This is a genomic window from Gemmobacter serpentinus (assembly GCF_008973825.1).
In the GTDB taxonomy this organism is placed as follows: Bacteria; Pseudomonadota; Alphaproteobacteria; order Rhodobacterales; family Rhodobacteraceae; genus Gemmobacter; species Gemmobacter serpentinus.
In genome coordinates, this window is the sequence record NZ_WCHR01000007.1 from 1 (window position 1) to 25162 (window position 25162).

Sequence of the window (25162 nt, forward strand, 5' to 3'; positions counted from 1 at the left end):
GAGGCTGAGAGGCTGAGAGGCTGAGAGGCTGAGAGGCTGAGAGGCTGAGAGGCTGAGAGGCTGAGAGGCTGAGAGGCTGAGAGGCTGAGAGGCTGATCCCGCAGCTTGCCCCGAAATCCAATGAAAAAGGGTGCCCGGAGGCACCCTTTTCTTGTCAGCTTTTCATGCCATCCCAGAAACTCTTTACCTTCTTGAAGAAGCTGGAACCTTCCGGGTTGTTTTCTTCCGACAGTTTCTCGAACTCGCGCAGCAATTCCTTCTGCCGCGCGGTCAGGTTCACCGGGGTTTCCACCACCAGTTCGATCAGCAGATCGCCGATGCCACCACCGCGCAAGGCGGGCATCCCCTTGCTGCGCAGCCGCATCTGCTTGCCGGTCTGGCTGCCAGCAGGCACCTTCACGCGCGAACGTCCGCCATCGATGGTCGGCACCTCGACCTCGCCGCCCATGGCGGCCGTGGTCATCGGCACCGGCACGCGGAAGAACAGATGCGCGCCATCGCGTTGGAAGATCGGATGCTCGCGCACCTCGATGAAGATATAGAGATCTCCCGTCGGACCACCGCGCAGCCCCGCCTCGCCCTCACCCGCCAGACGGATGCGGGTTCCGGTCTCCACCCCGGCCGGGATATTGACCGACAGCGCGCGCTCTTTCTCGATGCGCCCTGCGCCCCCGCAGACCTTGCAGGGGTTCTTCACCATCTGCCCCATGCCGTTGCAGGTGGGACAGGTGCGTTCGACCGTGAAAAAGCCCTGCTGCGCCCGCACCTTGCCCATGCCCGAACAGGTCGGGCAGGTCACAGGCTCGGCCCCGCCTTCGGCACCCGTGCCGTGGCAGCTGTCACAGCTGACAGAAGCCGGAACATTGATGGTCTTCTGAACGCCCTTATAGGCCTCTTCCAGCGTCACCCGCAGATTGTAGCGCAGATCCGAACCGCGTTGCGCGCGCGACCGGGGGCCACCGCCACCACCGCCGCGACCGCCCATGAAATCGCCGAACAGATCCTCGAACACATCCGAGAAGGCGCTGGCGAAATCGCCATTGCCCCCGCCATGGAAGCCGCCGCGCTGACCGCCACCGCCCATGCCGCCGTCAAAGGCCGCATGACCAAAGCGGTCATAGGCGGCCTTCTTGTCGGCATCCTTCAGCACGTCATAAGCCTCGTTCACTTCCTTGAACTGAGACTCCGCCTCCGGGTTGTCGGCATTGCGGTCGGGATGCAGCTCTTTGGCCTTCTGGCGATAGGCCTTTTTCAGCTCTTCTGCGGAAGCCCCGCGCGAGACGCCCAGCACCTCGTAATAGTCACGTTTCGCCATGGATCATCCCTTTCAGGAACCGGAGAAGGGCGGCCCGTCACCGGACCGCCCCCTTGCCGTTTCCAGCGGTCTTACTTCCGCTTGCCTTCGCCGAGATCTTCGAAATCGGCATCGACGATGTCATCATCCGCTGCGCGCGGCCCGTCTTCCTCGGCACCGTCGGCCTCAGCCGCCTGCGCCTTGTAGATCGCCTCGCCCAGCTTCATGGCGGCTTCGGTCAGGTTCTGGATGCCACCCTTGATCTTGCCGGCATCCTCGGTCTTCAGCGTGTCTTCCAGCGCGCTCATCGCCAGTTCGATCACCTCGACGGTCGACGGATCGACCTTGTCGCTATGTTCGGACAGCGATTTCTTGGTCGAGTGCAGCAGGCTTTCGCCCTGGTTCTTGGCCTCGACCAGCTCCTTGCGGGCCTTGTCGGCTTCGGCATTGGCCTCAGCGTCACGCACCATCTTGTCGATCTCGTCATCGGACAGACCGCCCGAAGCCTGGATCGTGATGTTCTGCGACTTGCCGGTGCCCTTGTCCTTGGCCGAGACGCTGACGATGCCGTTGGCGTCGATGTCGAAGGTGACCTCGATCTGCGGCAGGCCGCGCGGGGCGGGCGGGATGTCTTCCAGATTGAACTGGCCCAGCAGCTTGTTGTCGGCCGCCATTTCACGCTCGCCCTGGAACACGCGGATGGTCACCGCGTTCTGATTGTCCTCGGCGGTCGAGAAGACCTGGCTCTTCTTGGTCGGGATCGTGGTGTTGCGGTCGATCAGACGGGTGAACACACCGCCCAGCGTCTCGATACCCAGCGAAAGCGGGGTCACGTCGAGCAGAACCACGTCCTTCACGTCGCCCTGCAGAACGCCTGCCTGGATCGCCGCGCCAAGCGCCACGACCTCGTCCGGGTTCACGCCCTTATGCGGCTCCTTACCGAAGAACTTGGTGACTTCTTCGATCACGCGCGGCATCCGGGTCATCCCGCCGACCAGCACGACTTCGTCGATGTCACTGATCGACAGGCCTGCATCCTTCAGCGCGGCCTGGCACGGTTTCATCGAACGCTTGACCAGATCATCGACCAGGCTTTCCAGCTTGGCGCGGGTCAGCTTCATCACCATGTGCAGCGGCGTGCCCGAGTTGCGGTCCATCGAGATGAACGGCTGGTTGATCTCGGTCTGGCTCGACGAGGACAGCTCGATCTTCGCCTTTTCAGCGGCTTCCTTCAGGCGCTGCAACGCCATCTTGTCCTGGCTCAGATCGACGCCATGCTCTTTCTTGAACTCATCGGCCAGATACTGGACGATGCGCATGTCGAAATCTTCGCCACCCAGGAAGGTGTCGCCATTGGTCGATTTCACCTCGAACAGACCGTCATCGATCTCCAGAATGGTGATATCAAAAGTGCCGCCGCCAAGGTCATAGACGGCGATGGTCTTGGTGTCTTTCTTGTCGAGCCCATAGGCAAGTGCTGCGGCGGTCGGTTCGTTGATGATGCGCAGCACTTCCAGGCCCGCGATCTTGCCCGCGTCCTTGGTGGCCTGACGTTGCGCATCATTGAAATAGGCGGGAACCGTAATCACGGCCTGGGTGACGGTTTCACCCAGATAGGATTCGGCGGTTTCCTTCATCTTTTGCAGGATCATGGCCGAAACCTGCGCGGGCGAATATTTGTCGCCGCGCACTTCGACCCAGGCGTCACCATTGCCGCCGTTCACGATGGAATAGGGGACCAGCTTCTTGTCCTTTTCCACCTCGGCATCCGTCACGCGGCGCCCGATCAGGCGTTTCACGGCAAAGACGGTATTAGCGGGGTTGGTCACGGCCTGACGCTTGGCGGCCTGGCCGACCAGACGTTCCGTTTCGGTAAAGCCCACGATGGAGGGGGTGGTGCGTGCCCCTTCGGAGTTCTCGATGACGCGCGGCTGCGACCCATCCATGATGGCAACGCAGGAGTTCGTGGTCCCGAGGTCGATCCCGATGACTTTGGCCATATTGCTACCTCTTCTTTCGGCGATGTTATGGGGGCAGAGCCTGACAAGGCCTCCGTCCCCGATCCCAGTTGAGCGGCGGGGCGGCCTGCCCCAACCGGCTTCGTGGCGTATATAGGCAGGCCCCGCAGGCCCTGCAAGCATGACAAAGGCGTGAAAGCCCGTCGAATGAGGGGAAATTTGCTCAGGGCTCGACGGAACAGCAACCGCTGAGCGAAGCCTCGCCTGCGGTGCCAGCAAGCCCCGGGCGCAGATGTCCCGCAACACGGATGCCGTAGCTGCGATCGCTCATCCCGTCAGAGCAGCTGCCCGCCTCCAGCCTCAGATCGCCGCCCTGCGCGGCATCACCAAAGCTGGCATATGCCTGCCCATCGGCCCCCGAGACCGCCCCGAGGGCAAGGGTCTGTGCCGGCAGACCCGGCTCTTCGCGGCGCGCATCCCCCTGACGCGGGCGCAGGGTCAGCGACCAGAACGGCTCGGTGCCAAAACAGTGCAACGCGTCCTGGATCTGCCACCAGTCTTCGCCCGTTCTGCGGGCCATATATTTCATATAGACCCAACCCGCGCCATCGCCCTTGTTGACCTGGCCCCAATTGCCCTGCTGGCGCACAACCTCCACCGCGCGGGCATCAGGGGCAAGTTGCGCCACCACCGCCGCCCGAGACGAAGGCTCCGCCCGCACATTCAGCACGTCCCAGTCTGCCACACCCTGCACATCATAAAGCGCAGGAAGACCATCCGCCGCGGCGGGGCCCGCCAGCATCAGACAAAGCGCAAGCGCACGCATCATCGTTTGGCACCCCAACTGGCCGAAATATGCTGCCGGGTGAAATACTCCGCCATCAGCCCGATCATGATACAGGCGATCGTCACCTTGATCGGATAGCTGATGGAGCTGTAATGCGGGTGGTAGTTCAGGAAGATATGCCCGCGCCCCTGGTCGATGGTATGGAACAGCGGATTCCAGTCAAACCACTGTCTGCGGTTGGCGGGCAGCGTGTTCGCGGCAAACATCTTGCCGGAAAAGATCATGTTCGCCCGCATATAGACCTGGCTGACCAGTTGGAACACATCGGGGGCCCAGGGCTTGACCGCCAGAAAGATCATGCCGATCCCCACGCCCGAGGCCCAGGACAGCACAAGCATCCCCACGGTCTTGATCGGCTCATGGATCGAGATCGGCGTGAAGGCCGCGTGATAGACATAAAGCACGCAGGCCGCCGACAGGACCTGTAGATAAAGCGCACTGAGCGCGGCAGATCCGATGGAGACGATGGTATTCATCGGCCGGTGCAGCATCATCGGCGAGGTCGGTCCCTCAGACCCGGCCACGGCCCCAAGCGCCTTGGTATGGGTCATGAACATGAAGACCCCAGACATCACATAAAGCACGAAATTGCCACGGATCGCCGACCGGCCGCCCAGAAGGTTCATCATCGTGTAAAAGACAACGATCAGCAGCACGGTCTGGAAGATGTTCAGCAGCAGCCCGATGATCGCATTGCCATGGCTTTTGCGCACATGCCGGACGGCGGCATGGAAGATGAGTTCCAGCGTGGCAATGCCAGAGCCAAGAAAGGATCGCGGTCTGTCCGCCTCGAACATGCTGCCTGACCTCACGGGTTTTGCGCATTCTGTGCGGGAAATCTTGCCGTTCCCTTAGCAAGCCATGATAAGGAGCAACGGATTTTTTCGCAACCGCGCGTGTGTCACGCTGCGGAGACCGCCCTACGGAGCTGCCTGATGGATTTCGACCGCCTTGTCCCCACCCTGCGTCGCCTTGCCCTTGAAGCCGGTGACCGGATCATGGAGGTCTATAATTCCCCTGAATTCGAGGTAAAATCCAAGGGCGATGCCTCGCCAGTGACCGAGGCTGACGAGGCCGCCGATGCGATCATCTCGGCAGGTCTTCAGGCCGAATTTCCCGACATCGCGTTGATCACCGAGGAACAGGCCAACAGCCACGCCCTGCGCGCCGAGACTTTCCTGATCGTCGATCCGCTGGATGGCACCAAGGAATTCATCCAGCGTCGCGGCGATTTCACCGTGAACATCGCCTATGTCGAGAACGGCGTGCCGCTGCGTGGCGTGGTCTATGCCCCGGCGCAGGGACGGCTGTTCTACACCCAGGCCGACGGATCGGCGGTGGAGGAGACCGGCACGCTCGACAAGCAATATCCCGGCACGCTGCGCCGGATCGGCGTGTCGATCCCCGACAATGATGCGCTGCTGGTGGTGGCGTCGAAATCGCATCGCGATGCGGCAACAGATGAATACATCCACAAATACCGCGTGAAGGACATGCGCTCGGCCGGGTCTTCGCTGAAATTCTGTCTGGTGGCGACGGGCGAGGCCGACCTTTACCCCCGCCTTGGCCGCACGATGGAATGGGATACGGCAGCGGGCGATGCGGTGCTGCGCGGCGCGGGCGGCCAGGTGGTGCGCTTTGATGACCACACACCGCTGGCCTATGGCAAGGCAGGCTGGGACAACCCGTTCTTCATCGCCTATGCGCCCGGCGTTGCATTGAAAGCCGGTATTGAGGCTGAAAAATGAGCGTCCTGATCGCCATTCCCGCTCGCTATGCCTCCACCCGCTATCCCGGCAAGCCGCTGGTGGTGCTGAATGGCCCGGACGGGGCCAAGACCCTGATCCAGCGCAGCTGGGAGGCCGCGAAAGCCGTGCAGGGCGCCGACCGTGTCGTGGTTGCGACCGATGATGACCGCATCAAGGCCCATGCCGAAGGCTTTGGCGCCGAGGTGGTGATGACCTCCAGCGCCTGCCAGAACGGCACCGAACGCTGTGCTGAAGTGGCCGCCAAGCTGCCGGGTTTCGAGATGGTGGTGAACCTGCAGGGCGACGCGCCGCTGACGCCGGCCTGGTTCGTCGAAGACCTGATCGCCGGTCTGCGTGCCGATACGCAAGCCGATATCGCAACGCCGGTGCTGCGCTGTGACGGGCGCGCGGTCAGCGGCTTTCTGGCCGATCGACGGGCGGGGCGCGTTGGCGGCACCACGGCGGTGTTCGGCACCGGCGGGCGGGCACTCTACTTCTCCAAAGAGGTGATCCCCTATACCGGCAAGACCTATGCCGATGACGATCCGACCCCGGTCTTTCACCATGTCGGCGTCTATGCCTATCGCCCGCGTGCGCTGCGCGCCTATCCAAGCTGGCCCATCGGCCCGCTGGAGGTTCTGGAAGGGCTGGAGCAGCTGCGCTTTCTGGAACAGGGCCGCAATGTGCTTTGCGTCGAGGTCGAGGCCAAAGGTCGCCAGTTCTGGGAGTTGAACAACCCCGAAGACGTGCCCCGGATCGAGGCCATGATGGCCGAGATGGCAGCACAGTGACAGCGCGGCCCACGGTCTCGGCACCTCTCACGGTTTCGGTGATCGTGGTTAGCTGGCAGCGGCCGCAAGACCTGCGCCGCTGCCTTACCGCCCTGTCGCAACAGGATCACCCTGCGCTGGAGCTGATCGTTGTGGCCGACCCTGCGGCCTGCGCACAGACGCAGGCCAAGATGCAGGCGGCGGGTTGGGCCGGGCATATCCTTGAAAATCCGGGTGGCAACATATCGCTGGCCCGCAATCTGGGGCTGGCGCGGGCCGCCGGACAGGTCGTGGCCTTCATCGATGATGATGCGGCCGCCGAGCCGACATGGGCCAGCCGTCTGATCGCCCCCTTTGCCGAGGCAAGCGTGGTGGCCGCCACCGGATTTGTGCGTGGGCGGAACGGCTTTTCCTTTCAATGGCGGGCGTCAGAGCTCGATCATCTGGGGCAGGATCATCCGCTTGAAGTCACCGCGCCGGCCTTGCTGGCGGCCCGGACCGATCGCGCCATCAAGACACAGGGCACCAATTGCGCCTTTCGGGCCGAGACCTTGCGGGCCATCGGCGGCTTTGACCCCGCCTATCGCTTTTATCTGGATGAAGCAGATGTGAATATGCGGCTGGTCGGGCGCGGCCTTACGGCGGTGATCCCCGATGCGCAGGTGCATCACGGCTTTGCGGCCAGCGACCGCCGCCGCGCCGACAGGGTGCCGCTGTCGCTGCATGAAATCGGTGCCTCCAGCATGGTCTTCCTGCGCCGCCACGCACCAGAGCGGCTTTGGGCGCAAGGGACGGAACTGCTCCGCGCCGATCAGCGCCGCCGCGCCCTGCGCCTGATGGTTGAAGGGCGGATCGAGCCACGCGCGGTGGAACAGCTTTTGCTGACGCTGGAACAGGGTCTGGCCGAAGGCGCGCGCCGGGTGCTGACCGACCTGCCCCCCCTGCCCGCCCCACAGACCGGCTTTCTGCCGCTGCCCGGCACCGGCCCCCGCCCGGGGCGACTGATCGCAGGCCGGATCTGGCAGGCCCGCAAGCTCGAAGCCCAGGCGCGCAGTGCCGTCGCCGAAGGTGCAATTTCGACCCTGATCCGCCTCTCACCGACCAGCCTGCGCCACCACATGCGCTTTCATCCCGACGGATGGTGGCAACAAACCGGCGGGCTGTTCGGCCCCTCGCAGCGCAACCAGCCCGCCTTTCGATGGTGGCGCTTCGCGGAAAGAATCGCCACAGAAGCCGAAAACTGGGCAAATTTCCGCCGAATGAATGATGAACGCCGATCATGACTTGCAGTTTTTTCCAGCCATGACATGAAGGCACAAGATTTCTGCATCGCACCAGCCATGAATGCAGTTTTGCGAATTTCGCTGCAAAATCCCGGTGTTTCCCCTATTATGACACGTGATTACCGTGCAGACGATATATCCAACGAAATCAGTCCCAGAGAATCGAGCTGATCATGAAGTCGAGAAAGGTCACGAAAGCTGTCTTCCCGGTTGCGGGTATGGGCACACGCTTTCTTCCTGCAACCAAGTCGATCCCGAAAGAGATCATGACGCTGGTGGACCGCCCGCTGATCCAATACGCGATCGATGAGGCGCGCGCCGCAGGCATCAAGGAATTCATCTTCGTCACCTCGCGCGGCAAATCCGCGCTGGAGGATTACTTTGACCACGCACCCGAGCTGGAAAACACGCTGAAGCGCGCGGGCAAGACCGAACTGCTGGAAACCCTGAAAAGCACCAATATGGACAGCGGCGCCATCGCCTATGTCCGCCAGAACCGCCCGATGGGTCTGGGCCATGCAGTATGGTGCGCCCGTCGCCTGGTCGGCAACGAGCCCTTCGCGGTTCTGCTGCCCGATGACGTGATCGCCTCTGAAAAGCCCTGCCTGCAGCAGATGGTCGAGGCCTATGAGGAAACCGGCGGCAATATGGTCGCCGCAATGGAAGTGCCCCCGGCCAAAGCCTCCAGCTATGGCGTTCTCGACATTGACGAGGACATGGGTTCGATGGTGCGGGCCAAAGGCATGGTTGAAAAGCCCAAGGCCGAGGAAGCCCCTTCCAATCTCGCGGTGATCGGGCGTTACATCCTGTCGCCAAAGGTCATGAACAATCTGAACAAGATGAAGCAAGGTGCGGGCGGCGAGATCCAGTTGACCGATGCCATTGCCGAGGAAATCGGGTCCGAAGGCACCGGCGTCTATGGCTTCCGCTTCCGGGGGCAGCGCTATGACTGCGGCTCCAAGGCCGGGTTCCTGCAAGCGACCGTGGCCTTCGGCCTGTCGCGCCCCGACCTGAGCGAAGAGTTCGGCCTGTATCTGGATGACGTTGTCGCCCAGCAAAAGGCTGCGCAGTAAGTCGCGATGCGGGCCCGCCTTCTGGACCTTACGCGACTGGTGTCGCGGCTGGGACGGGAGGCCTTGACCGGCGTCGACCGTGTCGAACTGGCTTGGGCCGAAAGACTGCTGGAGGGGGAGGCCCGCGAGGGCATCCCCCTTTTTGCATTGGTGCGCACCGCCTGGGGCTTTTGCCTGCTGGACGGGCGCGGTGCTGCGCGGATCGTTGACATGGCTCATGGCACCCCGCTTGGCCCCGCCGATCTGGCCGGGCGCATCGGGCGGCGACGCGATCCCTTGCGCGCACAGGCCGAAGCCGAGGCACGCCGGGCCGCCATCGCACATTGCCTGATACCAGGACTGAAGCGGATGCTGCGCCGCCATCTGCCCGATGGCTGCGCCTGTTTCAACATGGGCCACGCCAATCTGACTCCGCAGGTCATGGCGGCCCTGCCCGGCCACCTGACCGTGCTGGTCCATGACACGATCCCGCTCGATCACCCGGAGTTCACCCGCCCCGGGATTCCTGAAACCTTCGCCCGCAAGATGGCGGCGGTGTCTGGCCGCGCCGATCTGGTGGTGCATAGCACGCAAGCCGCACGCAGGCTGACCGAGGAGCATTTTGCCCGTATGGGCCGCGTGCCGCCGGGCCTTGTCGCGCCGCTTGGCATCACAAGCGCCCCGCCTGTGCCCGTCGACCCACCCGGACTGGATCGAACACGCCCTTTTTTCGTGATCCTTGGCACGATCGAGCCGCGCAAGAACCACGACCTGCTGCTGGACGTCTGGGACAGGCTGGCCTTGCAGCACCCGCCGGGAACGCTGCCACAACTGTTGATCGCGGGCAGCCGGGGCTGGCGCAATCACACGGTGTTCCAGCGGCTGGACGCCCGCCCTGATGGCATCATCGAGGCATCCGGGTTGTCAGACGGTGCGCTGACCAACTTGATGCAGCGATCAGCGGGCCTGCTGCTGCCCAGCCATGCCGAAGGCTATGGCCTGCCCCCGCTTGAGGCGGCAAGCCTTGGTGTGCCTGTCATCGTCTCCGATCTGCCAGTCTTCCGGGAAACCCTTGGTGACTATGCGGTTTACCTTGACAGAACAGATGTTTATTCTTGGATGGAAACAATCGGGCGACTGGCGGCAAGCCACAAGCCGGAAGAAGAATGTGCGAGTGGGAAAGCTGCGCGGCAAGCGCCGCTTGGGGTGCCGGGGTGGGAGAGCCATTTCAACGCAGTGTTAAACATCATCTGCCAGGTTGGCGGGGGCAACCGGCCGGAGTAAGCAGCGCGTGGGGATTCTGACGACATACCGGCTGCGGCTGGCGCGCAAACGCTGGCGCATCAGGGCCTTCCGCAAGCGGAGGGAACTGACGCCTGTTGTCAGCCGGGTGATGAATATCCGCGCCTCGGACCTGTTGCTGGTCTCCACCATTCGCAATGAGAAGGTGCGCCTGCCCTGGTTCCTGCGCTACTACCGCGATCTCGGTGTCAATCATTTCCTGTTCGTGGACAATGACAGCGATGATGGCTCGCGCGAATATCTGGCTGAACAGGCCGACGTCTCGGTCTGGACCACGAAACACAGCTATAAACGGTCGCGCTTCGGCATCGACTGGGTGAACTGGCTGTTGATGCGCTATGCCCATGGCCATTGGGCGGTGGTCGTCGACCCAGATGAATTTCTGGTCTACCCATTCTGTGACACAAGGCCCCTCAGGGCGCTGACCGACTGGCTTGATGCCAGCTCGATCAAGTCGTTCCCGGCGATGATGCTGGACATGTATCCCAAGGGGCCGATCAGCCGCAGCCCTTATCAAGAAGGGCAGGATCCACTCGACATTGCCCACTGGTTCGACAGCGGCAATTACACGATGACCAAGAACCCGTCTTATGGAAACCTATGGATCCAGGGCGGGCCACGGGCGCGGATGTTCTTTGGCGACACGCCCGAACGGGCCCCGGCGCTGAACAAGATCCCGCTGGTGAAATGGCATCGCAGCTATGCCTATGTCAGTTCCACCCATATGCTGCTGCCGCGCGGGCTGAATTTTGTCTATGATGAATGGGGCGGCGAAAAGGCCTCGGGCTGTCTGCTCCACGCCAAGTTCATCGACACTTTCGCCGCCAAGGCGCAAGAGGAGATGGACCGCAAGCAGCATTACGCCAACAGCCACGAGTATCGCGCCTATCAGGAAGGCATGGCCGCAAGCCCGGACTTCTGGTGCAAGTGGAGCGAGAAATACATCAACTGGCGCCAGCTGGAGATTCTGGGCCTCATGTCCAAGGGCAACTGGGCATGAGCGTGGGCTTTGTCATGCTCTGCCATACCGCGCTGGACCGGGCCGCTCAGGTGGCCCGGCATTGGGCGGCGCATGGCTGTCCGGTGGTGATCCATGTCGACAAACGGGTGCGCCGTCGCCCGTTTGAACGGATGCGGCGGGATCTGGAAGGCGTGGCCGATATCCGCTTCAGCGAACGGTTTTCCTGCGAATGGGGCACATGGGGGCTGGTCGCGGCAACTCAGGCCGCCTCCAGCCTAATGCTGCACGAATTTCCCGGCGTGCGTCACGTCTACCTCGCCTCCGGCTCGTGCCTGCCATTGCGCCCGGTGACCGAACTGGTGGCCTATCTGGATGGCCGCCCGCGCACCGATTTCATCGAAAGCGTCACGACCGAGGATGTCGGCTGGACGGTCGGTGGGCTGAATATCGAACGTTTCACCCTGCGCTTCCCGTTTTCATGGCGCAAGCAGCGGCGGCTGTTTGACGGCTATGTCCGGCTGCAACGCAACCTGCGCTTTCGCCGCCGCATCCCCAAGGGGCTGGTGCCGCACTTGGGCAGCCAGTGGTGGTGCCTGACCCGCCAGACGCTAAGCGCGATTCTGGAAAGCCCGGACCGGGCGGAGCACGACCGCTATTTCCAGCGCGTCTGGATCCCGGATGAAAGCTATTTCCAGACACTGGTGCGGCAGGTCTCGGCCAATGTCGAAAGCCGCTCGCTGACGCTGTCGAAATTCGATTTTCAGGGCAAGCCGCATATCTTCTACGACGATCACCTGCAGCTTCTGCGCAAATCCGACTGCTTTGTCGCGCGCAAGATCTGGCCGCAGGCCGACAAGCTCTATCGCACCTTCCTGTCTGCCGATCTGGGGAAACAGGCGGCGGCCGAGCCCAATCCCGGCAAGATCGACCGGCTGTTCGCCAAGGCAGTGGAGCGGCGGACCAAGGGCCGGGCCGGGCTTTACATGCAGAGCCGCTTCCCCAAGTCGAACTGGGAAAACGGCATGACGGCCGCCCCCTATTCGGTGTTTCAGGGCTTTGCCGATCTGTTCGAAAATTTCGATATCTGGTTGGGCAAGGTCGCGGGCACGCGGGTGCATGGCCATCTGTTTGCGCCCGACCGGGTGCAATATGCAGGCGGCGAGACGGTCTATAACGGTGCGCTGTCCGACAGTGCGGGCCTGCGCGACTACAACCCGCGCAGCTTTCTGGTCAGCCTGATCTGGAACACGCGGGGCGAGCGGCAGTGTTTTCAGTTCGGCCCCGATGATGTGCAGGATATCGCGCCCTTCCTCGCGCGCGATCCCAATGCCCAGATCTCGGTGATCTCCGGGGCCTGGGCGGTGCCGTTGTTCCACGCCAATGCCAATTTCGGCGAAATCCGTAAGGAAGCCGCGCGGATGCAGAAGATCGAGGCCGAGTATCTGGATATCCTGCGCGGGGCCAATGTGAAGGCCAAGGTGCGGATCTGGACGCTGGCCGAATTTGTCGAAAACCCGATGGAACCCTTGCAGACCATCATCGACGAAATCAGCCCGCGCAGCCTGCGCCGGGTGACCGAGGCACCGCGCATGGCCGATCTGGCCGGATTTGGCCAATTCCTGCAGAACCTGCGCAATCAGGGAATGCAGCCGGTGTTGATGGGCGATTTTCCGGCAGGCGACGACCCGCGCCCGCAGCCTTCGCGGCGTGGCCGCCCCTATCTGGTGAAATGACGTGGTGAAATTCACCTCTTTCGTGATGTTCGCGGAAATGCGCACCGGCTCCAATTTTCTGGAAGCCAATCTGAATGCCCTGCCCGGCGTGACCTGCCATGGCGAGTTGTTCAACCCGCATTTCATGGGCAAGCGCGACAATCCCGAAATGTTCGGTTTTGATCTGGCCGCGCGTGAGGCCGATCCGATGGCGGTGCTGGCTGCGATGCGCGACCAGACCGAGGGGCTGGCGGGGTTCCGCATCTTCCACGATCACGATGCGCGGGTGATTGCGCAGACGCTTGCAGACCCGGCCTGCGCCAAGATCGTCCTGACCCGCAACCCGATGGAAAGCTATGTCAGCCTGAAGATCGCGCAGGCCACCGATCAATGGCGCCTGACCAATGCGAAGAACCTGAAAACCGCCCGCGTCAGTTTCAACGCGGCAGAGTTCGAGGGGCATCTGCAAGCGGTGCAGGATTTCCAGATCGATCTGATGCGCGGCTTGCAGATCTCGGGCCAGACCGCGTTCTATATCGATTACGAAGACCTCAATGATCTTGAGGTGCTGAACGGCCTCGCGGCGTTTCTGGGGCTTGAGGCACGGCTGGAGGCGCTGGACCCCAAGCTGAAAAAGCAGAACCCCGATGCCGCGATCGACAAGGTGCTGAACCCCGCCGAAATGGAGACGTCGCTGTCGCGCCTCGATCGCTTCAACCTGGCCCGCACCCCGAATTTCGAGCCGCGCCGGGCACCGGCGATCCCGGGCTTCATTGCCGCCGCTGATGCACCCTTGCTGTTCATGCCGATGCGTGGCGCGCCGGAGGCGCAGGTGACCGAATGGCTGGGCCAGTTGGGGCGCGGCGGGCTGATCACCGATTTCGTGCAAAAGACCCTGCGGCAATGGAAGCGGCAAAGCGGCGCGCACCGCGCCTTCACCGTGCTGCGCCACCCGCTGGCCCGTGCCCATGACGGCTATTGCCGCGCGGTGCTGTCGGGCGAGACCGATCTCTATCGGCTGATGACCAAGGCCTATGGGCTGGACTTGCCGCGTGGCGAGGGCATCGCCGCTGATGCGCATCATGCGGGGTTTCTGACCTTCCTGCGCTGGTTGAAGATCTATCTGGGCGGCCAGACCGGCCAGAAGATCGACCCACGCCTGGCCAGCCAATCGGCGGTGCTGCAAGGCTTTGCGCAATTCCAGACACCTGACATGGTGCTGCGTGAAGAACGGCTGGCCGAGGGGCTGGAATATCTGGCAAGCGATCTGGGCATCACCGCCCCCGATCTGCCCCCCGATGCCTCGGGCCCCCTGCCCTTCGCGCTGCGCGAGATCTGGGACAAGGATCTGGAAGAGGCCGCGCGCGATGCTTACCCGCGCGATTATCTTGGCTTCGGCTTCGGCCGCTGGCGCGGCTGATCGCCAGCCTTTGCATGGATGCGTCAGTGCCTGCCTGATTTGTGAGGATCGCGCGTGACAAAGCCCCGCGCGGCCTGCGCCGCAGCGGGTTCATATGCCCTTTGTTGCCTCAGGCCGCGGCGGTGGCGCGGCTTTCGGTCAGGATGGCGTAAAGTTTTGCCGGGTCGGTATTGGCCCGCAGCTTGGTGCAGATCCCGGCGTCGCGCATCGTGCGGCTGACCAGCGCCAGCGCCTTCAGATGCTCCACCCCCGATTCCTTTGGGGCGAACAGGCCAAAGACCAGATCAACCGGCTGGCGATCAACGCTGTCATAATCCAGCGGCTTTTCCAGACGCAGGAAGATGCCGATGATTCCCGGAACCTCTTCCAGCCGCGCATGGGGCAGCGCGATGCCATGGCCCACGCCGGTGGGGCCAAGGCTTTCGCGTTCTTGCAGACCATCAATGGCGACCGCTGCGTTCAGACCATAGGTCTGTGCCGCGATCTCTCCCAACTCCTGGAAGAGACGCTTCTTGCTGGTCATTTGACTGACGACCCGAACGGCTTGCGGATTGAGAATCTTCGTAAGTTCCATCAGGTCGTCCACCAGGCACCGGAACGGTGCTTCACTTGCTGTTGCGAGGGTCGATCCAGCCGATATTGCCGTCATCACGACGGTATACGACATTCACGCCCCCATGCCCTTCATTCCGGAAGACAAGCATCTTCTGCCCTGCCAGTTCCATCTGCATCACCGCTTCGCCGACGGTAATCGAAGCAATCTTCGTTTCCATCTCGGCGATCACGATGGGTTGCAGCTCTCCGGCATCGGAGTCGTCACCCTCTTCGGTCGGGGCGAGGATATAGGCGGAACCTCCGTCGAATTCAACAGGTGCCGTGCGGCGGCTGTGATGGTCGCGCAAACGGCGCTTGTGGCGGCGCAATTGCTTGTCCAGACGCTCGCGGCAGGCCTCGAAAGCCGCGTAGATCTCGGATGCGCTGCCTTTCGCCGCGGCATTCAGGCCGGTCGACAGGTGGATCGTGGCCTCGCAGACATACTCATGCGCGCTCTTGGAGAACACGATCACTGCATCGGTCGGACGTTGGGCATATTTTTCAATGACCTCGCCCAGTTCGGCCTTCACATGGGTCTGAAGCGCCTCACCGATGTCGATCTGTTTTCCGCTGATCTGGTAACGCATGGCTCCTCCTTCGCGATAACAGCCAGAAAACCCTGCATCATGCCGGGTCCCCCGCTGATGGTCTTCACATGGGTCCGCGCCCCCGGCACTGGCGCACCCGCATCGGGCAGGCAAGGGCTGCCGGGATGGGGTGGAAGCTGGAGGCGGGTATCACATGCATTAGGGGTATTTGGTGGCAGGTCGGGCCATGTTGTCAACTGCCCATAGCGCCGATCCGCCGATCCCCATCGTCGCAGGGCCCGCGCTTGACCAAAACGTCAAACCATGGTTCCATAAGGAATATTTCCGGGTGCAAACAATGGCTTCCGGGCGGCTTTGCGACCCGCGTGCGGGGCTGTCGCTGTCTGGCCGCGTGGCATGGGGCCGCGATCAGATCGGGTTTGCCGCCTTTGATCCGATGGCGGAACGGGGTGGCCAGAAATGACCGGAACCTGCCATCAGCGGGCGGTCAGGCCATGCGGAAATTCGGCCCCAGATAGACCCGGCGCACGGTTTCATCCTGCACGATCTCTTCGGTCGTGCCGCTCATCAGGACGTGACCGTCATGCAAGATATAGGCACGGTCCACGATCTCCAGCGTTTCGCGAACATTGTGGTCTGTGATCAGCACGCCAAGGCCACGGCTTTTCAGATCCTGCACCAGATGGCGAATCTCTCCCACCGCGATCGGGTCGACCCCGGCAAAGGGTTCGTCCAGCAGCAGATAGCGCGGCTCGGCCGCCAGACAACGGGCGATCTCGGCGCGCCGCCGCTCCCCGCCCGAAAGGGCCAGCGCAGGCGCGCGCCGCAAATGGGTGATGGAAAACTCCGACAGCAGCTCTTCCAACCGCTCCCGGCGCCTGTGCTTGTCGCGTTCGCGAATTTCCAGCACGGCGAGGATGTTGTCCTCGACCGAAAGCCCGCGAAAGATCGACATTTCCTGCGGCAGATAGCCCACGCCAAGACGGGCGCGGCGATACATCGGCAGCGCCGTCACATCCTTGCCGTCAATCACCACCTCGCCGCCCTCGGGCGTCACCAGGCCTGCGATAGAATAGAAACAGGTGGTCTTGCCCGATCCGTTCGGCCCCAGCAGCGCAACCACCTCGCCCCGCGCAAGATTGAGCGAGACATCGCGGATCACGAGGCGTTTCTTGTAGCTTTTCCGCAGGTTGCGGACGGTCAGGCCCTCAGGCAGCGCATCGGACATCAATTGCCACCCGGCACAAAGACGGTGGAAACCCCGCCTTCCATCCGGCCAGTCCCGGCCTTCAGGTCAATGACCAGCTTCTGGCCAGAAATCGCGCTTTGGCCCTGGGTCAGCAGCACATTGCCGGTCATGACCACCGCGCCGGTTGCGATGGTATAGACCGCCTCGCTGGCCTCTGCTGCGTCCGTTTTCGACGCCAGGGTCACGCCGCCCGTGGCATGTAGCTTCTCGATGCTTTTGCCACCCTGTCCATATTCGACCCGGACGCTCTGCGCGGCCAGCCGCATATCGCCCTGCCCCACCAGCACATTGCCGCTGAAGGTCGCCGATCCATCGGCCTGATTGACGGCAAGGCTGTCGGCCTTCACCTCCACCGGCAGGGACGTATCCTGTTTCAACCCGCCGAAATTCACACTGGCCTGCGCCAGCACGGGCAGCGGGGCAAGGGCACAGAACAAGATCATCAGGATCGGGCGGAACATGGAGGGAAGCCTTCAGTCAGCAGCGCCCGCTGGCGCGCCGGGTTGGTATATCAGGCGGACGCCATCGTTGAAAACCAGAAGATGATCAGATTTCGCGGCCTCAGGCCGGGTCAGCACCATATGGCCCGCGCTCAAGGTGCCAAGCGGGCCAAAGCCTTCGACCGCGCCCGCGCTTTCTGCCCCGCCCTGATCCAGCGAAACCGTCATGCTGTCGGTGCGGAATTCATATCCCAGCGAATGGGCCAGCAAGACGCCATGATCGAGCTGCGCGCTTTTGCCATCGGGCGACATCTGCATCGCGCCCGCCGTGATGACGCTGCGCGCACCGTCCGGGGTTTCCATCTGCGCGCGCACGCTTTCGGCCGAGGCCCCGCCACCGCGGCCGTCCGCTGCCCCCGGAATGGCCTGCGCCGCCGTGATCGAGACGGTCGCCCCGTCGCGCGTCACCCCGGCAAAAGCGGGCGACGAAATGCGCGGCTCGCGCAGCCGGTCGGCAAGCTCCGCCTCGCTCATGGTGATCGCGCCTTCGGGGTCGATGGTGCGGGCCACCAGAAACAGGCTCGACAAGATGGCAAGCGCCAGAAGCGGCAGCGCCACTTTCAGCCAGCCCACCAGCCGCGAATGCCCGTCCAGATGATCGCGCGCCATTGCCCCTCCGTCAGACCACGCCCGCCCGCAGGCAGTCATGGATATGGATCAGACCGACAACCTGGGTGGAGCCTTCGGGATCCACCACGAAAAGCGAGGTGATCATCTTTTCCTGCATCAGCGCCACGGCGCGGGTCGCCAGCGCATCGGGGCCGATGGTGCGCGGGTTGTGCGTCATCACCTGCCCCGCGCTCAGCGACAGCAGGCCATTCATATGGCGACGCAGGTCACCATCGGTCACGATGCCCGCCAGATGGCCATTGGCATCGGTGACACCGACCACACCGAACCCCTTTTGGCTCATCGCCAGCAGCGCGTCGCCCATCGGCGTCTCAGTGCCAACCAGCGGCAGATCGCCATGCATCAGATGCCGCACCGTTGCCAGCTTTGCCCCCAGCTTGCCGCCGGGATGGAAGACGCGGAACTGGTCGGGCGTAAACTGGCGATGTTCCATCAGCGCCACCGCCAAAGCATCGCCAAGCGCCAGCGTCATGGTGGTCGACGTGGTCGGCACGATGCCGGTGCCGCAGGCCTCGGGTGCCGGGGGCAGCAGGATCGCCACATCGGATTGCCGCAGCAGGGTGGACCCCTCCCGCGACGCCACACCGATCAGCGGGATATTGAAGCGCCGGGTATGGGCGATGATATCGGCAAGTTCCGGCGTCTCGCCGGAATTGGACAGCACCAGCGCAACATCATGTTCGGTGACCATACCCAGATCGCCATGGCTCGCCTCGCCCGGATGCACGAATTGCGCGGGCGTCCCGGTCGAGGCAAAGGTCGCCGCGATCTTGCGGGCGATATGGCCGGATTTCCCCATGCCGCAGACGATGATCCGGCCGCGCGCGCCCATGATCAGGCGCAGCGCCGCGACGAAGCTGTCGCCAAGATGATCGGCCAGCAGATCCAGCGCCTCGGATTCCTGCCGGATCACCCGGCGGCCGATGGCCAGGAAATCCTTCGCCAGCTCAGTGGTGGAAGATGTCATTCGGCTCATTCCAGCCCATCAGATCCAGCGTGGCCCGCGTCGGCAGAAAATCAAAGCAGCTTTGCGCCAGATCCATCCGCCCCTCGCGGATCAGCCGAACCTCCAGCGCGGTCTTCAATTTGTGCAGATACAGCACGTCCGACGCCGCATATTCCTTCTGCGCCTCGCTCAGCTCTTCCGAACCCCAGTCAGAGGTCTGCTGCTGCTTGGAGACATCCACACCCACCAGCTCGGCCAATAGATATTTCAACCCGTGGCGGTCGGTGAAGGTGCGGATCATCCGCGAGGCGATCTTGGTGCACCAGACCGGCGCGGTGGTAACGCCAAAGGCGCGTTTCAGCGCAGCAATGTCGAAGCGACCGAAATGGAACAGCTTGATCACCGCAGGATCAGTCAGCATCCGTTCCAGATTGGGCGCGCTGGTCTGGCCGCGCGCGATCTGCACCAGATGCGCATCGCCATTGCCCGATGACAGCTGCACCACGCAGAGCCGGTCGCGGCGCGGGTCAAGGCCCATCGTTTCGGTGTCGATGGCCACAACCGGGCCTAGGTCCAGCCCGTCGGGCAGGTCATTCTGATGCAGGTAGATCGTCAAGAAAAAGGGCCTCCGCTGGCAGCGTGCGACCGGGATAGACCCGCACGCGGCGCGGGTCAACGTCAGGACCGGGGGATCGGGGCCAGGACCGGGGCACCGGCGGCGCGAAACCGCCGGTATTTCCGGCAGCGCCGACCTGCAGTTGCAGCCTTGCGAATCGGCTCACCCGGCGCTTGGATGATCCGGTCGGTCGCGAGGGAGGTGCCCCTCCCCCAAGCCCGGACGACAGCCCTGCGCGCGAGGTGCGGATGAGTGCTCCGCTTTTGGCCACCCGTCTGGCCGAACCGATAGCGGCCCTTGCCCGCGACACCCGGCTGCGCGCGCTGCGGTCGCCCTTCGCGCCCGGCCTTGCAATTGCAGCGGCGGATTGGCACGGGGCACGGCCGATCCTGTTTGCGCAGGCCATCGGCACGGGACTTGATTGGCCTGCCGCCCGCGCCCGCGCCCTTGGCGAAATCGCCGAAAACCTTTGTCTGCACCCCGATGCGGGCAGCGGCCCCTGCCCGGTCCTGTCCGGGGGACAGGTCATTTGCACCGACGCCCGCGCCGATCCCGGACTGGGAAGCGAAGGAGTTGCGGTTGGGCCGGATCTGGCGGCCGCGCAACGGGCGGCCCTTTGCGAAAGGGCAGAGCGCGCGGCACTGGCACTGTGGTGGCAGGGGCGTTTGGCGGCGGCGCGTCTGTCGATGCCGCCCGTTCTGTTCCGGCTGCGCATGGGGGCTGCGGCCCCCCGACAAAGCCTGCTGCTCAATCTGCCCTTTATCGGTGCCCTCCATATCCGTCTTGCCATCAGCGATGATGGGCAGGGTGGACAGGCCGCCATGGGCAGCGCGGCGGCGGCTGATCCGGCCGAAGCCGACGAGGCCGCGCTGCGCGAGATGTGCCAGGCAGAACTGGCCTGGCTCCTGCCGCCGGATCATCCAGATTGCGCAGCACGCAACCGGCAGGCCGTGACGCTGGCACGGCGCCTGCCCGCGCTTCTGGCAGCCGCTCCCGCCCCCGCCCCGGCAGGGCGACTGCCATTGCCGGATCTGGACGCGCTTCACGCACGCGGCCTGCGCGTGGGCTATGCCGATCTGACGCATCCACAACTTCAGATTGCAGCAGCCCGCTTTATTTGCCCCGATTGGCCTTCCGCGCGCGACTTTTTGGCATCCTTCTGATATCGCGAGACTTTAAACACAGGCTTCCCTAACGGAAATGACGCGGCACTAACGCGAAACCCGCATTCTCGCTGCCCATCAGCCCCGTCACGGGTTGCCCTATCGCCGCGCCCGCGCCTTCAGTTCTGCCGATCACGCCCAGACCAGTGCTTCCCGCCGGACGTTCCGGCTCGCCTGCCCCGACCACGGGCCGAGACGAGATATGCCATGCCGCTGCACGCTGATCCCCTGTCCAATCCGCCGCGGCCATCCGCGCCTTCGCAACTGGCCCTTGCAGGCGGACCGGCCCTTTCGGCCGCCCAACCTGCCGTCCCCGCCGCAGTTCGGATGCAGGATCGACATGGCGATGATCCACGGCACGCCGCCCACGGGTGCGGGGCAGAGGTTGATATCCTTGCATCTGCTGACCGGCCGGAAACCGCCATGCCCGCGGGCTATACCTATCTCGGTCAATTGCTGGGACATGACCTGAAACCGGCGGTCAGCTTGGCCGATCGTCCGGCCTGCGTGCCCTTGGCGCTGGAAACCCTGCTTGGCCCGCTGGATGCGCCACAGCACGGCCCGATGCTCTGGCAGTTCCCAAACCGACCGGCGACATTTCCCTTCTTCAGCGCGGATCTGCCCCGCCCCTTCTGCATTCCGGGGCTGGGCATTGCCACCATTCCCGATCTGCGCAACGATCTGAGCCCGATGCTGGCACAGCTTTCGGCCTTGTTCATCGCAGCCGCGCAAAGCTGCGAACGGGCCTTGACGCGCAGCCTTGCCGCCCCACAGGCGCGACCCGCGGCCCGGGCTGCCACTGTGCGGATGTGGCATCGGATATTGCGGGCCGACTACCTGCCCCGCCTTTGCCTGCCCCTCCTCTGTCAATCTGACACCTGTCTGCCCGCCGCAGGCCCCTCTGACGTCACCGCAAATCCGTCGGACCGCTTTCCCGCAGGCCTTGGCCTCGATGTCCTGCGCGCAACGCAATGGATGATGCGTGATCAATATCGGCTGGGCGAGGATTGTGAAACCATCGCCGAGTTGCTGCTTGGCGAAACCGATATCGAACGTCGTCGACACGAGGCCGGGCACCGGGATTTCTGGCGAATCGACTGGCGCAACTTCTTCGCTCTGGATCCGGGGCATCCGCCGCAACGCGCGCTGTCCTTGACCGGGGCGATCCCGATGATCCAGCCGCATAATCTGGCCAAAGATGCGGTGCCCATGCGGCCCGAGGGTCTCGACCGGGTCGACCTGACCACCGACGAGGTCAATCAGACCGGGCTGGCGACGCTTGTGCGTCAGCTGGCACCGCAATGGCGGTTGCAGAACCCCGGCTGGACCCTGTGGAGCCTGCGGCGACGGCGCGCCCTGATGCAGCAATTCTGCCTGACGCGCGGCCTTGCGATCCCGCCGCATCTGGCCAATGATCCGCCTCTCTATCTTTTTATCTTGGCAGAGGCAGGCGCGACCTCCGCGTCAGGCACCGCCGATGGACATGGCGACGGGCACCGGCTTGGCGCGCTCGGATCGGTTCTGGTGATGGCTACCGTCCATCAAGCCATCACGACGGCCGAAGCGGCGCTACAGGTCAATGACCCGACACCGCTTGACGCGGTCGACACGCTGCCTGCCCTGATCCGTCACCTGACCCCGCAAGCCTGAGCCCACAAGCCTCAGCCCGAAACCAAGTTCACCTCGCCACCAAAAGAAGGGACGCCGCATGACCACGCCACCTGATGTCAAATACGAGACGCTTTCCTTTACCATCACCGGCGCGTTCATGATCGCGCTGTCGCGCGTGCCCCCGACATCCTATCCGGCAACGGTCGCGGATTTCATGGGGCTCTTGGGGGATTACGCGCGCAGCACCGCCGCAGCGCTGGAAACCGGCGCGGGCCGCCTGATGCGCGCACCCGATCTGCCCCCCGGCCCCGTTTCGGGTATGGCCTTTCCGGTCAGCTTCACCGCCAATCCCGGCGATACCTCCGCTGACCCGCTCGGCACATGGGAGGTTGCGGGCGTGCTGCGGTTGCTGAACCTGCGGCAAGGCGCGGCGATGCAGGTCTTTCACAACACCGCCGATCAGATCTATCTCCGCCTGCCCGAGCCGCAGAATATCGCTGACAAGGAGGATCGCGCGATCCAGCACGATAGTGAGGAAACCCGCTTTGAAAACATGCCCTTCATCGCGCCCTATTTCGAGGGTGATCTGACCTCGATGGAATTTGTCTGGGCCAATGTCGGCGATTACACCACACGTTCCTGCCGCTGAACAGGCGGTTCAGCCGGAAGACCAAGCGCGGCGGGAAACGCCCCGTCGCGCGGGTCGGGTGCGGTCAGGTGGGTCGCGGTCAGATCGGTCAGCGCCGCCGCCACGCGCTCATGTCCATGGCCGCGCCGCATGGATGTGGCGGCCAGAAACCAGGCAAGCGGATCGGGGGAGGTATCGCCCTGCCAGCGCCGCGCCAGATCATCGCAGAACAACTGCCAAAGCCGCAGCCCCCGCACGCGGTCGCCTGCCATCTGGCCGGCCGCTGCCCCATAGGCATAGGTGAAGGGTATCGCCCCCCCGGCGCGTTCCGCCAGGTCCATCGCTTGCAGGTGGTCGCCGCGCAGCAGGGCAATCGGTGCCCGATACCCCATCGAGACCCGGCAGACACCGGCATCCAGCCGGGATGCCGCCTCGGCCAGCCGCACCGCGCGTGGCAGATGCCCGGCAAGCGCCAGCATTTCCGCCGCAGCCGACAGGCGGCGCGGGTTGCTTTGCGACAGATCCGCCACCATGGAGGCCGCCCGCGCCGCCATCTGCACATCATCACACAGGATTGAGCTCCAGCCAAAGGCGAGCCAGGCATCGCCCCGTTCGGGTGCCTCTTCGGTGCAGGCGCGGCCGATTTCCAGCGCCTCGGCCACGCCGGAATGCATCGGGCCAAGGCCGGGAAAGATCAATTCGCGGCTGTTCAGCAATTCCGACAGGCCGACGCGGGCACGAATGCCTAATTCGCCGCCCGACCGCACCGCGCGCAGCATGGCCTCAGCCCGGCGATCTGCCTCGGCAGACCAGTCACGCATCAGCCATCTGGCCCGCATCAGCTTGCGGTAATCGGCAAGCTCGCTGTCCGAGAACCCCTCGATGCGCGAGATGTAATGCGCCTCCAGCTTGCCAGTCAGCCGGATTGCCATGCGCTGCACCGCAAAACCGGAATTGCGCAACCAGTCATCGCGATGCAGATGCAAGGGCCAGGTCCAGATGATGGTGCCGGACCCAAGATCCTTCAGCGACAGGATCAGGCGCATCCCCTCCAGCCCCGGCGAGACGGTGCCGCGCAACTCGTAATGGCCCGCCGCATCGGGCAACGCCATGCCCGGGCTGGTCTCGATGGTCACCCAATCCTCAACCGCGAACAGCGCGGCCGAAAGTTCCGCCTGCACCGATGACACCAGAATCTGTTCGTCATCGGGCAGGGTGGCAAAGGCAAAAGGCTGCAGGAAGATGGTGATGCGCTCGGCCTCCGCGCCCGCCGCAGCGGCCGGGTGGCCGGTCTTCAGCGCCACCGCCAATTCCTGCGTCGCAGGCGAGGGTTCGACATCGAACTCCTCATCCAGCACATCCCAGAGACGCTTGTAATGATCCAGGGCCGCTGCGGTATTTCCCGCCGCCATATCGATGCGCATGAGGGCGCGGGTGGCCTCCTCATCCTGTGGCAGCATCTCACGCAGGCGCTCAGCCAGAACGCGCTGTTCCGCCGAGGGCAGCCCGACCCCCAGCCGATCCCGCACGGCCAGACGATCCCGCAAGGCTTGCGCGCGCTGTGCCAGCCATGTGGCGCGGCGATCGGTCAGGAAAGCATCAAAATGCGGATCAAGCCCCCAAAGATCGGCAGCAAAGCGCATTTCTGCATCTGTCAGGGATCGCGTCGCAAGGGCCGTGGCATCGCCTGCATCCCAGGCAGCAAGATCTCGGGTCAATTCGCAGCCCGCATCGGCAAAGCGGGCGCGCAGATCAAACCGCCCGGCTTCCAGCAGGTCATGGGGGGCCGATTCGCGGGCCAGCACATGCAAGGTGTTGCGCAGCGACCCGCGCGCCTTGTCGATACCGACATGCGACCACAACAGATCGGCCAGCCGGTCCCGCTGGGTGCCGGTTTCACCGGACAGGCAGAACCAAGCCAGAATCGCCTTCTGTTTCTGTCCACGAATCGCGACCTCCTGCCCGTTATGCAACAGGCAGAAACGGTCGAGAACACGGTAGCCGTAACCATTGGCCATGCGATGTCTCTGCCCCCGAGTCAGATGATCGAATGGAATACCCCGAATCCCGGGATAGACCAGCCGAGGGGCTGCGTCTACCTCCGCGCGAGGCGGTGCCACGCTGCGCGCGCGGAGGGCGCATCCAAAGCGTTTAGGGCAAGGGCAAAGCCCCCGGTGCCATCTGGATGGAGGGTTGAACTTCGTTCACGGGCCTATCTGCCCCGCAAGTCGCAGAATCGGCGACAGATCCATCTGCATGGCGTGGCCTTGCCCCATGCTGCGGGGATCCGTGATCGGATGCCCGCCTTGGATGGAGGGCGCCCATCGCAC

The 25162-nt window shown here is 63.7% G+C and carries 24 protein-coding genes; 12 read left to right on the plus strand and 12 right to left on the minus strand.

What is annotated here, in order from left to right; genetic code table 11:
• Nucleotides 1–154: 154 nt before the first annotated feature.
• The 4 genes from dnaJ to GBJ34_RS04710 all read right to left on the minus strand — a co-directional run bounded on the left by dnaJ (nucleotide 155) and on the right by GBJ34_RS04710 (nucleotide 4896).
• A complete protein-coding gene (dnaJ, locus tag GBJ34_RS04695) occupies nucleotides 155–1315 on the minus strand; it encodes a molecular chaperone DnaJ (protein ID WP_151718117.1) in 1161 nt (386 codons plus the stop codon).
• A 71-nt stretch (nucleotides 1316–1386) separates the two neighbouring features.
• Nucleotides 1387–3294 (minus strand): molecular chaperone DnaK, encoded by a 1908-nt coding sequence (gene dnaK, locus GBJ34_RS04700; protein WP_151718118.1) that lies wholly within the window; start codon nucleotides 3292–3294, stop codon nucleotides 1387–1389.
• A gap of 181 nt (nucleotides 3295–3475) precedes the next feature.
• Entirely contained in the window at nucleotides 3476–4081 is a 606-nt protein-coding gene (locus GBJ34_RS04705) for an SH3 domain-containing protein (RefSeq protein ID WP_151718119.1), read from the minus strand.
• The gene (locus GBJ34_RS04710; RefSeq protein WP_151718120.1) at nucleotides 4078–4896 is read right to left on the minus strand and encodes an ABC transporter permease; all 819 of its coding nucleotides are present in this window, start codon (nucleotides 4894–4896) and stop codon (nucleotides 4078–4080) included. The genes GBJ34_RS04705 and GBJ34_RS04710 overlap by 4 nt, the downstream gene beginning before the upstream one ends.
• A gap of 138 nt (nucleotides 4897–5034) precedes the next feature.
• On the opposite strand from GBJ34_RS04710, the gene cysQ reads away from it, so the two are divergent.
• From cysQ to GBJ34_RS04750, 8 genes are all read left to right on the plus strand, one after another.
• On the plus strand, nucleotides 5035–5847 hold the full coding sequence (cysQ, locus tag GBJ34_RS04715; RefSeq protein ID WP_151718121.1) for a 3'(2'),5'-bisphosphate nucleotidase CysQ: 813 nt from the start codon (nucleotides 5035–5037) through the stop codon (nucleotides 5845–5847).
• On the plus strand, nucleotides 5844–6638 hold the full coding sequence (locus tag GBJ34_RS04720) for a 3-deoxy-manno-octulosonate cytidylyltransferase (RefSeq protein ID WP_151718122.1): 795 nt from the start codon (nucleotides 5844–5846) through the stop codon (nucleotides 6636–6638). Before cysQ ends, GBJ34_RS04720 begins: the two co-directional genes overlap by 4 nt.
• Nucleotides 6635–7900: a glycosyltransferase family 2 protein gene (locus GBJ34_RS04725; protein WP_192931113.1), complete on the plus strand. Its 1266-nt coding sequence runs from the start codon at nucleotides 6635–6637 to the stop codon at nucleotides 7898–7900. The genes GBJ34_RS04720 and GBJ34_RS04725 overlap by 4 nt, the downstream gene beginning before the upstream one ends.
• Nucleotides 7901–8073: 173 nt before the next feature.
• Entirely contained in the window at nucleotides 8074–8973 is a 900-nt protein-coding gene (gene galU, locus GBJ34_RS04730) for a UTP--glucose-1-phosphate uridylyltransferase GalU (RefSeq protein ID WP_151718124.1), read from the plus strand.
• Between the two features lie 6 nt (nucleotides 8974–8979).
• Nucleotides 8980–10236 (plus strand): glycosyltransferase family 4 protein, encoded by a 1257-nt coding sequence (locus GBJ34_RS04735; protein ID WP_151718125.1) that lies wholly within the window; start codon nucleotides 8980–8982, stop codon nucleotides 10234–10236.
• 7 nt (nucleotides 10237–10243) lie between these two features.
• Nucleotides 10244–11254: a glycosyltransferase family 2 protein gene (locus GBJ34_RS04740; protein ID WP_151718126.1), complete on the plus strand. Its 1011-nt coding sequence runs from the start codon at nucleotides 10244–10246 to the stop codon at nucleotides 11252–11254.
• A complete protein-coding gene (locus GBJ34_RS04745; RefSeq protein ID WP_151718127.1) occupies nucleotides 11251–12948 on the plus strand; it encodes a DUF5927 domain-containing protein in 1698 nt (565 codons plus the stop codon). Before GBJ34_RS04740 ends, GBJ34_RS04745 begins: the two co-directional genes overlap by 4 nt.
• Nucleotides 12949–12952: 4 nt before the next feature.
• Nucleotides 12953–14347 carry a nodulation protein NodH gene (locus GBJ34_RS04750; protein WP_318843219.1) on the plus strand — a complete coding sequence of 465 codons (1395 nt, stop codon included), beginning with the start codon at nucleotides 12953–12955 and terminating at the stop codon, nucleotides 14345–14347.
• A 109-nt stretch (nucleotides 14348–14456) separates the two neighbouring features.
• Here the strand turns inward: GBJ34_RS04750 and GBJ34_RS04755 are convergent, their stop codons facing one another.
• Both GBJ34_RS04755 and hpf read right to left on the minus strand, forming a co-directional pair.
• Entirely contained in the window at nucleotides 14457–14921 is a 465-nt protein-coding gene (locus GBJ34_RS04755) for a PTS sugar transporter subunit IIA (protein ID WP_151718128.1), read from the minus strand.
• Nucleotides 14922–14952: 31 nt separating this feature from the next.
• Nucleotides 14953–15528 (minus strand): ribosome hibernation-promoting factor, HPF/YfiA family, encoded by a 576-nt coding sequence (hpf, locus tag GBJ34_RS04760; protein ID WP_151718129.1) that lies wholly within the window; start codon nucleotides 15526–15528, stop codon nucleotides 14953–14955.
• A gap of 187 nt (nucleotides 15529–15715) precedes the next feature.
• On the opposite strand from hpf, the gene GBJ34_RS04765 reads away from it, so the two are divergent.
• Nucleotides 15716–15952 (plus strand): hypothetical protein, encoded by a 237-nt coding sequence (locus GBJ34_RS04765; RefSeq protein ID WP_151718130.1) that lies wholly within the window; start codon nucleotides 15716–15718, stop codon nucleotides 15950–15952.
• 24 nt (nucleotides 15953–15976) lie between these two features.
• On the opposite strand, the gene lptB is transcribed toward GBJ34_RS04765, so the two are convergent.
• From lptB to GBJ34_RS04790, 5 genes are read right to left on the minus strand one after another with little or no spacing between them, the layout of a single operon-like run.
• The gene (lptB, locus tag GBJ34_RS04770) at nucleotides 15977–16717 is read right to left on the minus strand and encodes an LPS export ABC transporter ATP-binding protein (RefSeq protein WP_151718131.1); all 741 of its coding nucleotides are present in this window, start codon (nucleotides 16715–16717) and stop codon (nucleotides 15977–15979) included.
• Nucleotides 16717–17199, minus strand: coding sequence for a lipopolysaccharide transport periplasmic protein LptA (lptA, locus tag GBJ34_RS04775; RefSeq protein ID WP_151718132.1), 483 nt, complete (start codon nucleotides 17197–17199; stop codon nucleotides 16717–16719). Before lptA ends, lptB begins: the two co-directional genes overlap by 1 nt.
• A gap of 12 nt (nucleotides 17200–17211) precedes the next feature.
• The gene (locus GBJ34_RS04780) at nucleotides 17212–17847 is read right to left on the minus strand and encodes an LptA/OstA family protein (RefSeq protein WP_151718133.1); all 636 of its coding nucleotides are present in this window, start codon (nucleotides 17845–17847) and stop codon (nucleotides 17212–17214) included.
• A 10-nt stretch (nucleotides 17848–17857) separates the two neighbouring features.
• Nucleotides 17858–18835, minus strand: a complete 978-nt coding sequence (locus tag GBJ34_RS04785) for a KpsF/GutQ family sugar-phosphate isomerase (RefSeq protein WP_151718134.1) — start codon at nucleotides 18833–18835, stop codon at nucleotides 17858–17860.
• A complete protein-coding gene (locus GBJ34_RS04790; protein WP_151718135.1) occupies nucleotides 18816–19430 on the minus strand; it encodes a ribonuclease D in 615 nt (204 codons plus the stop codon). The genes GBJ34_RS04785 and GBJ34_RS04790 overlap by 20 nt, the downstream gene beginning before the upstream one ends.
• Before the next feature lie 248 nt (nucleotides 19431–19678).
• On the opposite strand from GBJ34_RS04790, the gene GBJ34_RS04795 reads away from it, so the two are divergent.
• The 3 genes from GBJ34_RS04795 to GBJ34_RS04805 all read left to right on the plus strand — a co-directional run bounded on the left by GBJ34_RS04795 (nucleotide 19679) and on the right by GBJ34_RS04805 (nucleotide 22853).
• Complete coding sequence (locus GBJ34_RS04795; protein WP_151718136.1) at nucleotides 19679–20593, plus strand: YcaO-like family protein; 915 nt, start codon at nucleotides 19679–19681, stop codon at nucleotides 20591–20593.
• A gap of 423 nt (nucleotides 20594–21016) precedes the next feature.
• Nucleotides 21017–22243 carry a peroxidase family protein gene (locus GBJ34_RS04800; RefSeq protein ID WP_151718137.1) on the plus strand — a complete coding sequence of 409 codons (1227 nt, stop codon included), beginning with the start codon at nucleotides 21017–21019 and terminating at the stop codon, nucleotides 22241–22243.
• Between the two features lie 58 nt (nucleotides 22244–22301).
• Nucleotides 22302–22853, plus strand: coding sequence for a hypothetical protein (locus GBJ34_RS04805; protein ID WP_151718138.1), 552 nt, complete (start codon nucleotides 22302–22304; stop codon nucleotides 22851–22853).
• On the opposite strand, the gene GBJ34_RS04810 is transcribed toward GBJ34_RS04805, so the two are convergent.
• Nucleotides 22829–24850, minus strand: a complete 2022-nt coding sequence (locus tag GBJ34_RS04810) for a BTAD domain-containing putative transcriptional regulator (protein WP_151718139.1) — start codon at nucleotides 24848–24850, stop codon at nucleotides 22829–22831. The two genes, GBJ34_RS04805 and GBJ34_RS04810, sit on opposite strands and share 25 nt — an antisense overlap.
• Nucleotides 24851–25162 lie beyond the last annotated feature (312 nt).

Bases quoted from the DNA above. Each gene is read 5' to 3' on its own strand.
- dnaJ (WP_151718117.1), bottom strand. From the start codon at position 1,315: ATGGCGAAACGTGACTATTACGAGGTGCTGGGCGTCTCGCGCGGGGCT.
- dnaK (WP_151718118.1), bottom strand. From the start codon at position 3,294: ATGGCCAAAGTCATCGGGATCGACCTCGGGACCACGAACTCCTGCGTT.
- GBJ34_RS04705 (WP_151718119.1), bottom strand. From the start codon at position 4,081: ATGATGCGTGCGCTTGCGCTTTGTCTGATGCTGGCGGGCCCCGCCGCG.
- GBJ34_RS04710 (WP_151718120.1), bottom strand. From the start codon at position 4,896: ATGTTCGAGGCGGACAGACCGCGATCCTTTCTTGGCTCTGGCATTGCC.
- cysQ (WP_151718121.1), top strand. From the start codon at position 5,035: ATGGATTTCGACCGCCTTGTCCCCACCCTGCGTCGCCTTGCCCTTGAA.
- GBJ34_RS04720 (WP_151718122.1), top strand. From the start codon at position 5,844: ATGAGCGTCCTGATCGCCATTCCCGCTCGCTATGCCTCCACCCGCTAT.
- galU (WP_151718124.1), top strand. From the start codon at position 8,074: ATGAAGTCGAGAAAGGTCACGAAAGCTGTCTTCCCGGTTGCGGGTATG.
- GBJ34_RS04735 (WP_151718125.1), top strand. From the start codon at position 8,980: ATGCGGGCCCGCCTTCTGGACCTTACGCGACTGGTGTCGCGGCTGGGA.
- GBJ34_RS04745 (WP_151718127.1), top strand. From the start codon at position 11,251: ATGAGCGTGGGCTTTGTCATGCTCTGCCATACCGCGCTGGACCGGGCC.
- GBJ34_RS04755 (WP_151718128.1), bottom strand. From the start codon at position 14,921: ATGGAACTTACGAAGATTCTCAATCCGCAAGCCGTTCGGGTCGTCAGT.
- hpf (WP_151718129.1), bottom strand. From the start codon at position 15,528: ATGCGTTACCAGATCAGCGGAAAACAGATCGACATCGGTGAGGCGCTT.
- GBJ34_RS04765 (WP_151718130.1), top strand. From the start codon at position 15,716: ATGTTGTCAACTGCCCATAGCGCCGATCCGCCGATCCCCATCGTCGCA.
- lptB (WP_151718131.1), bottom strand. From the start codon at position 16,717: ATGTCCGATGCGCTGCCTGAGGGCCTGACCGTCCGCAACCTGCGGAAA.
- lptA (WP_151718132.1), bottom strand. From the start codon at position 17,199: ATGTTCCGCCCGATCCTGATGATCTTGTTCTGTGCCCTTGCCCCGCTG.
- GBJ34_RS04780 (WP_151718133.1), bottom strand. From the start codon at position 17,847: ATGGCGCGCGATCATCTGGACGGGCATTCGCGGCTGGTGGGCTGGCTG.
- GBJ34_RS04785 (WP_151718134.1), bottom strand. From the start codon at position 18,835: ATGACATCTTCCACCACTGAGCTGGCGAAGGATTTCCTGGCCATCGGC.
- GBJ34_RS04795 (WP_151718136.1), top strand. From the start codon at position 19,679: ATGAGTGCTCCGCTTTTGGCCACCCGTCTGGCCGAACCGATAGCGGCC.
- GBJ34_RS04800 (WP_151718137.1), top strand. From the start codon at position 21,017: ATGCCCGCGGGCTATACCTATCTCGGTCAATTGCTGGGACATGACCTG.
- GBJ34_RS04805 (WP_151718138.1), top strand. From the start codon at position 22,302: ATGACCACGCCACCTGATGTCAAATACGAGACGCTTTCCTTTACCATC.
- GBJ34_RS04810 (WP_151718139.1), bottom strand. From the start codon at position 24,850: ATGGCCAATGGTTACGGCTACCGTGTTCTCGACCGTTTCTGCCTGTTG.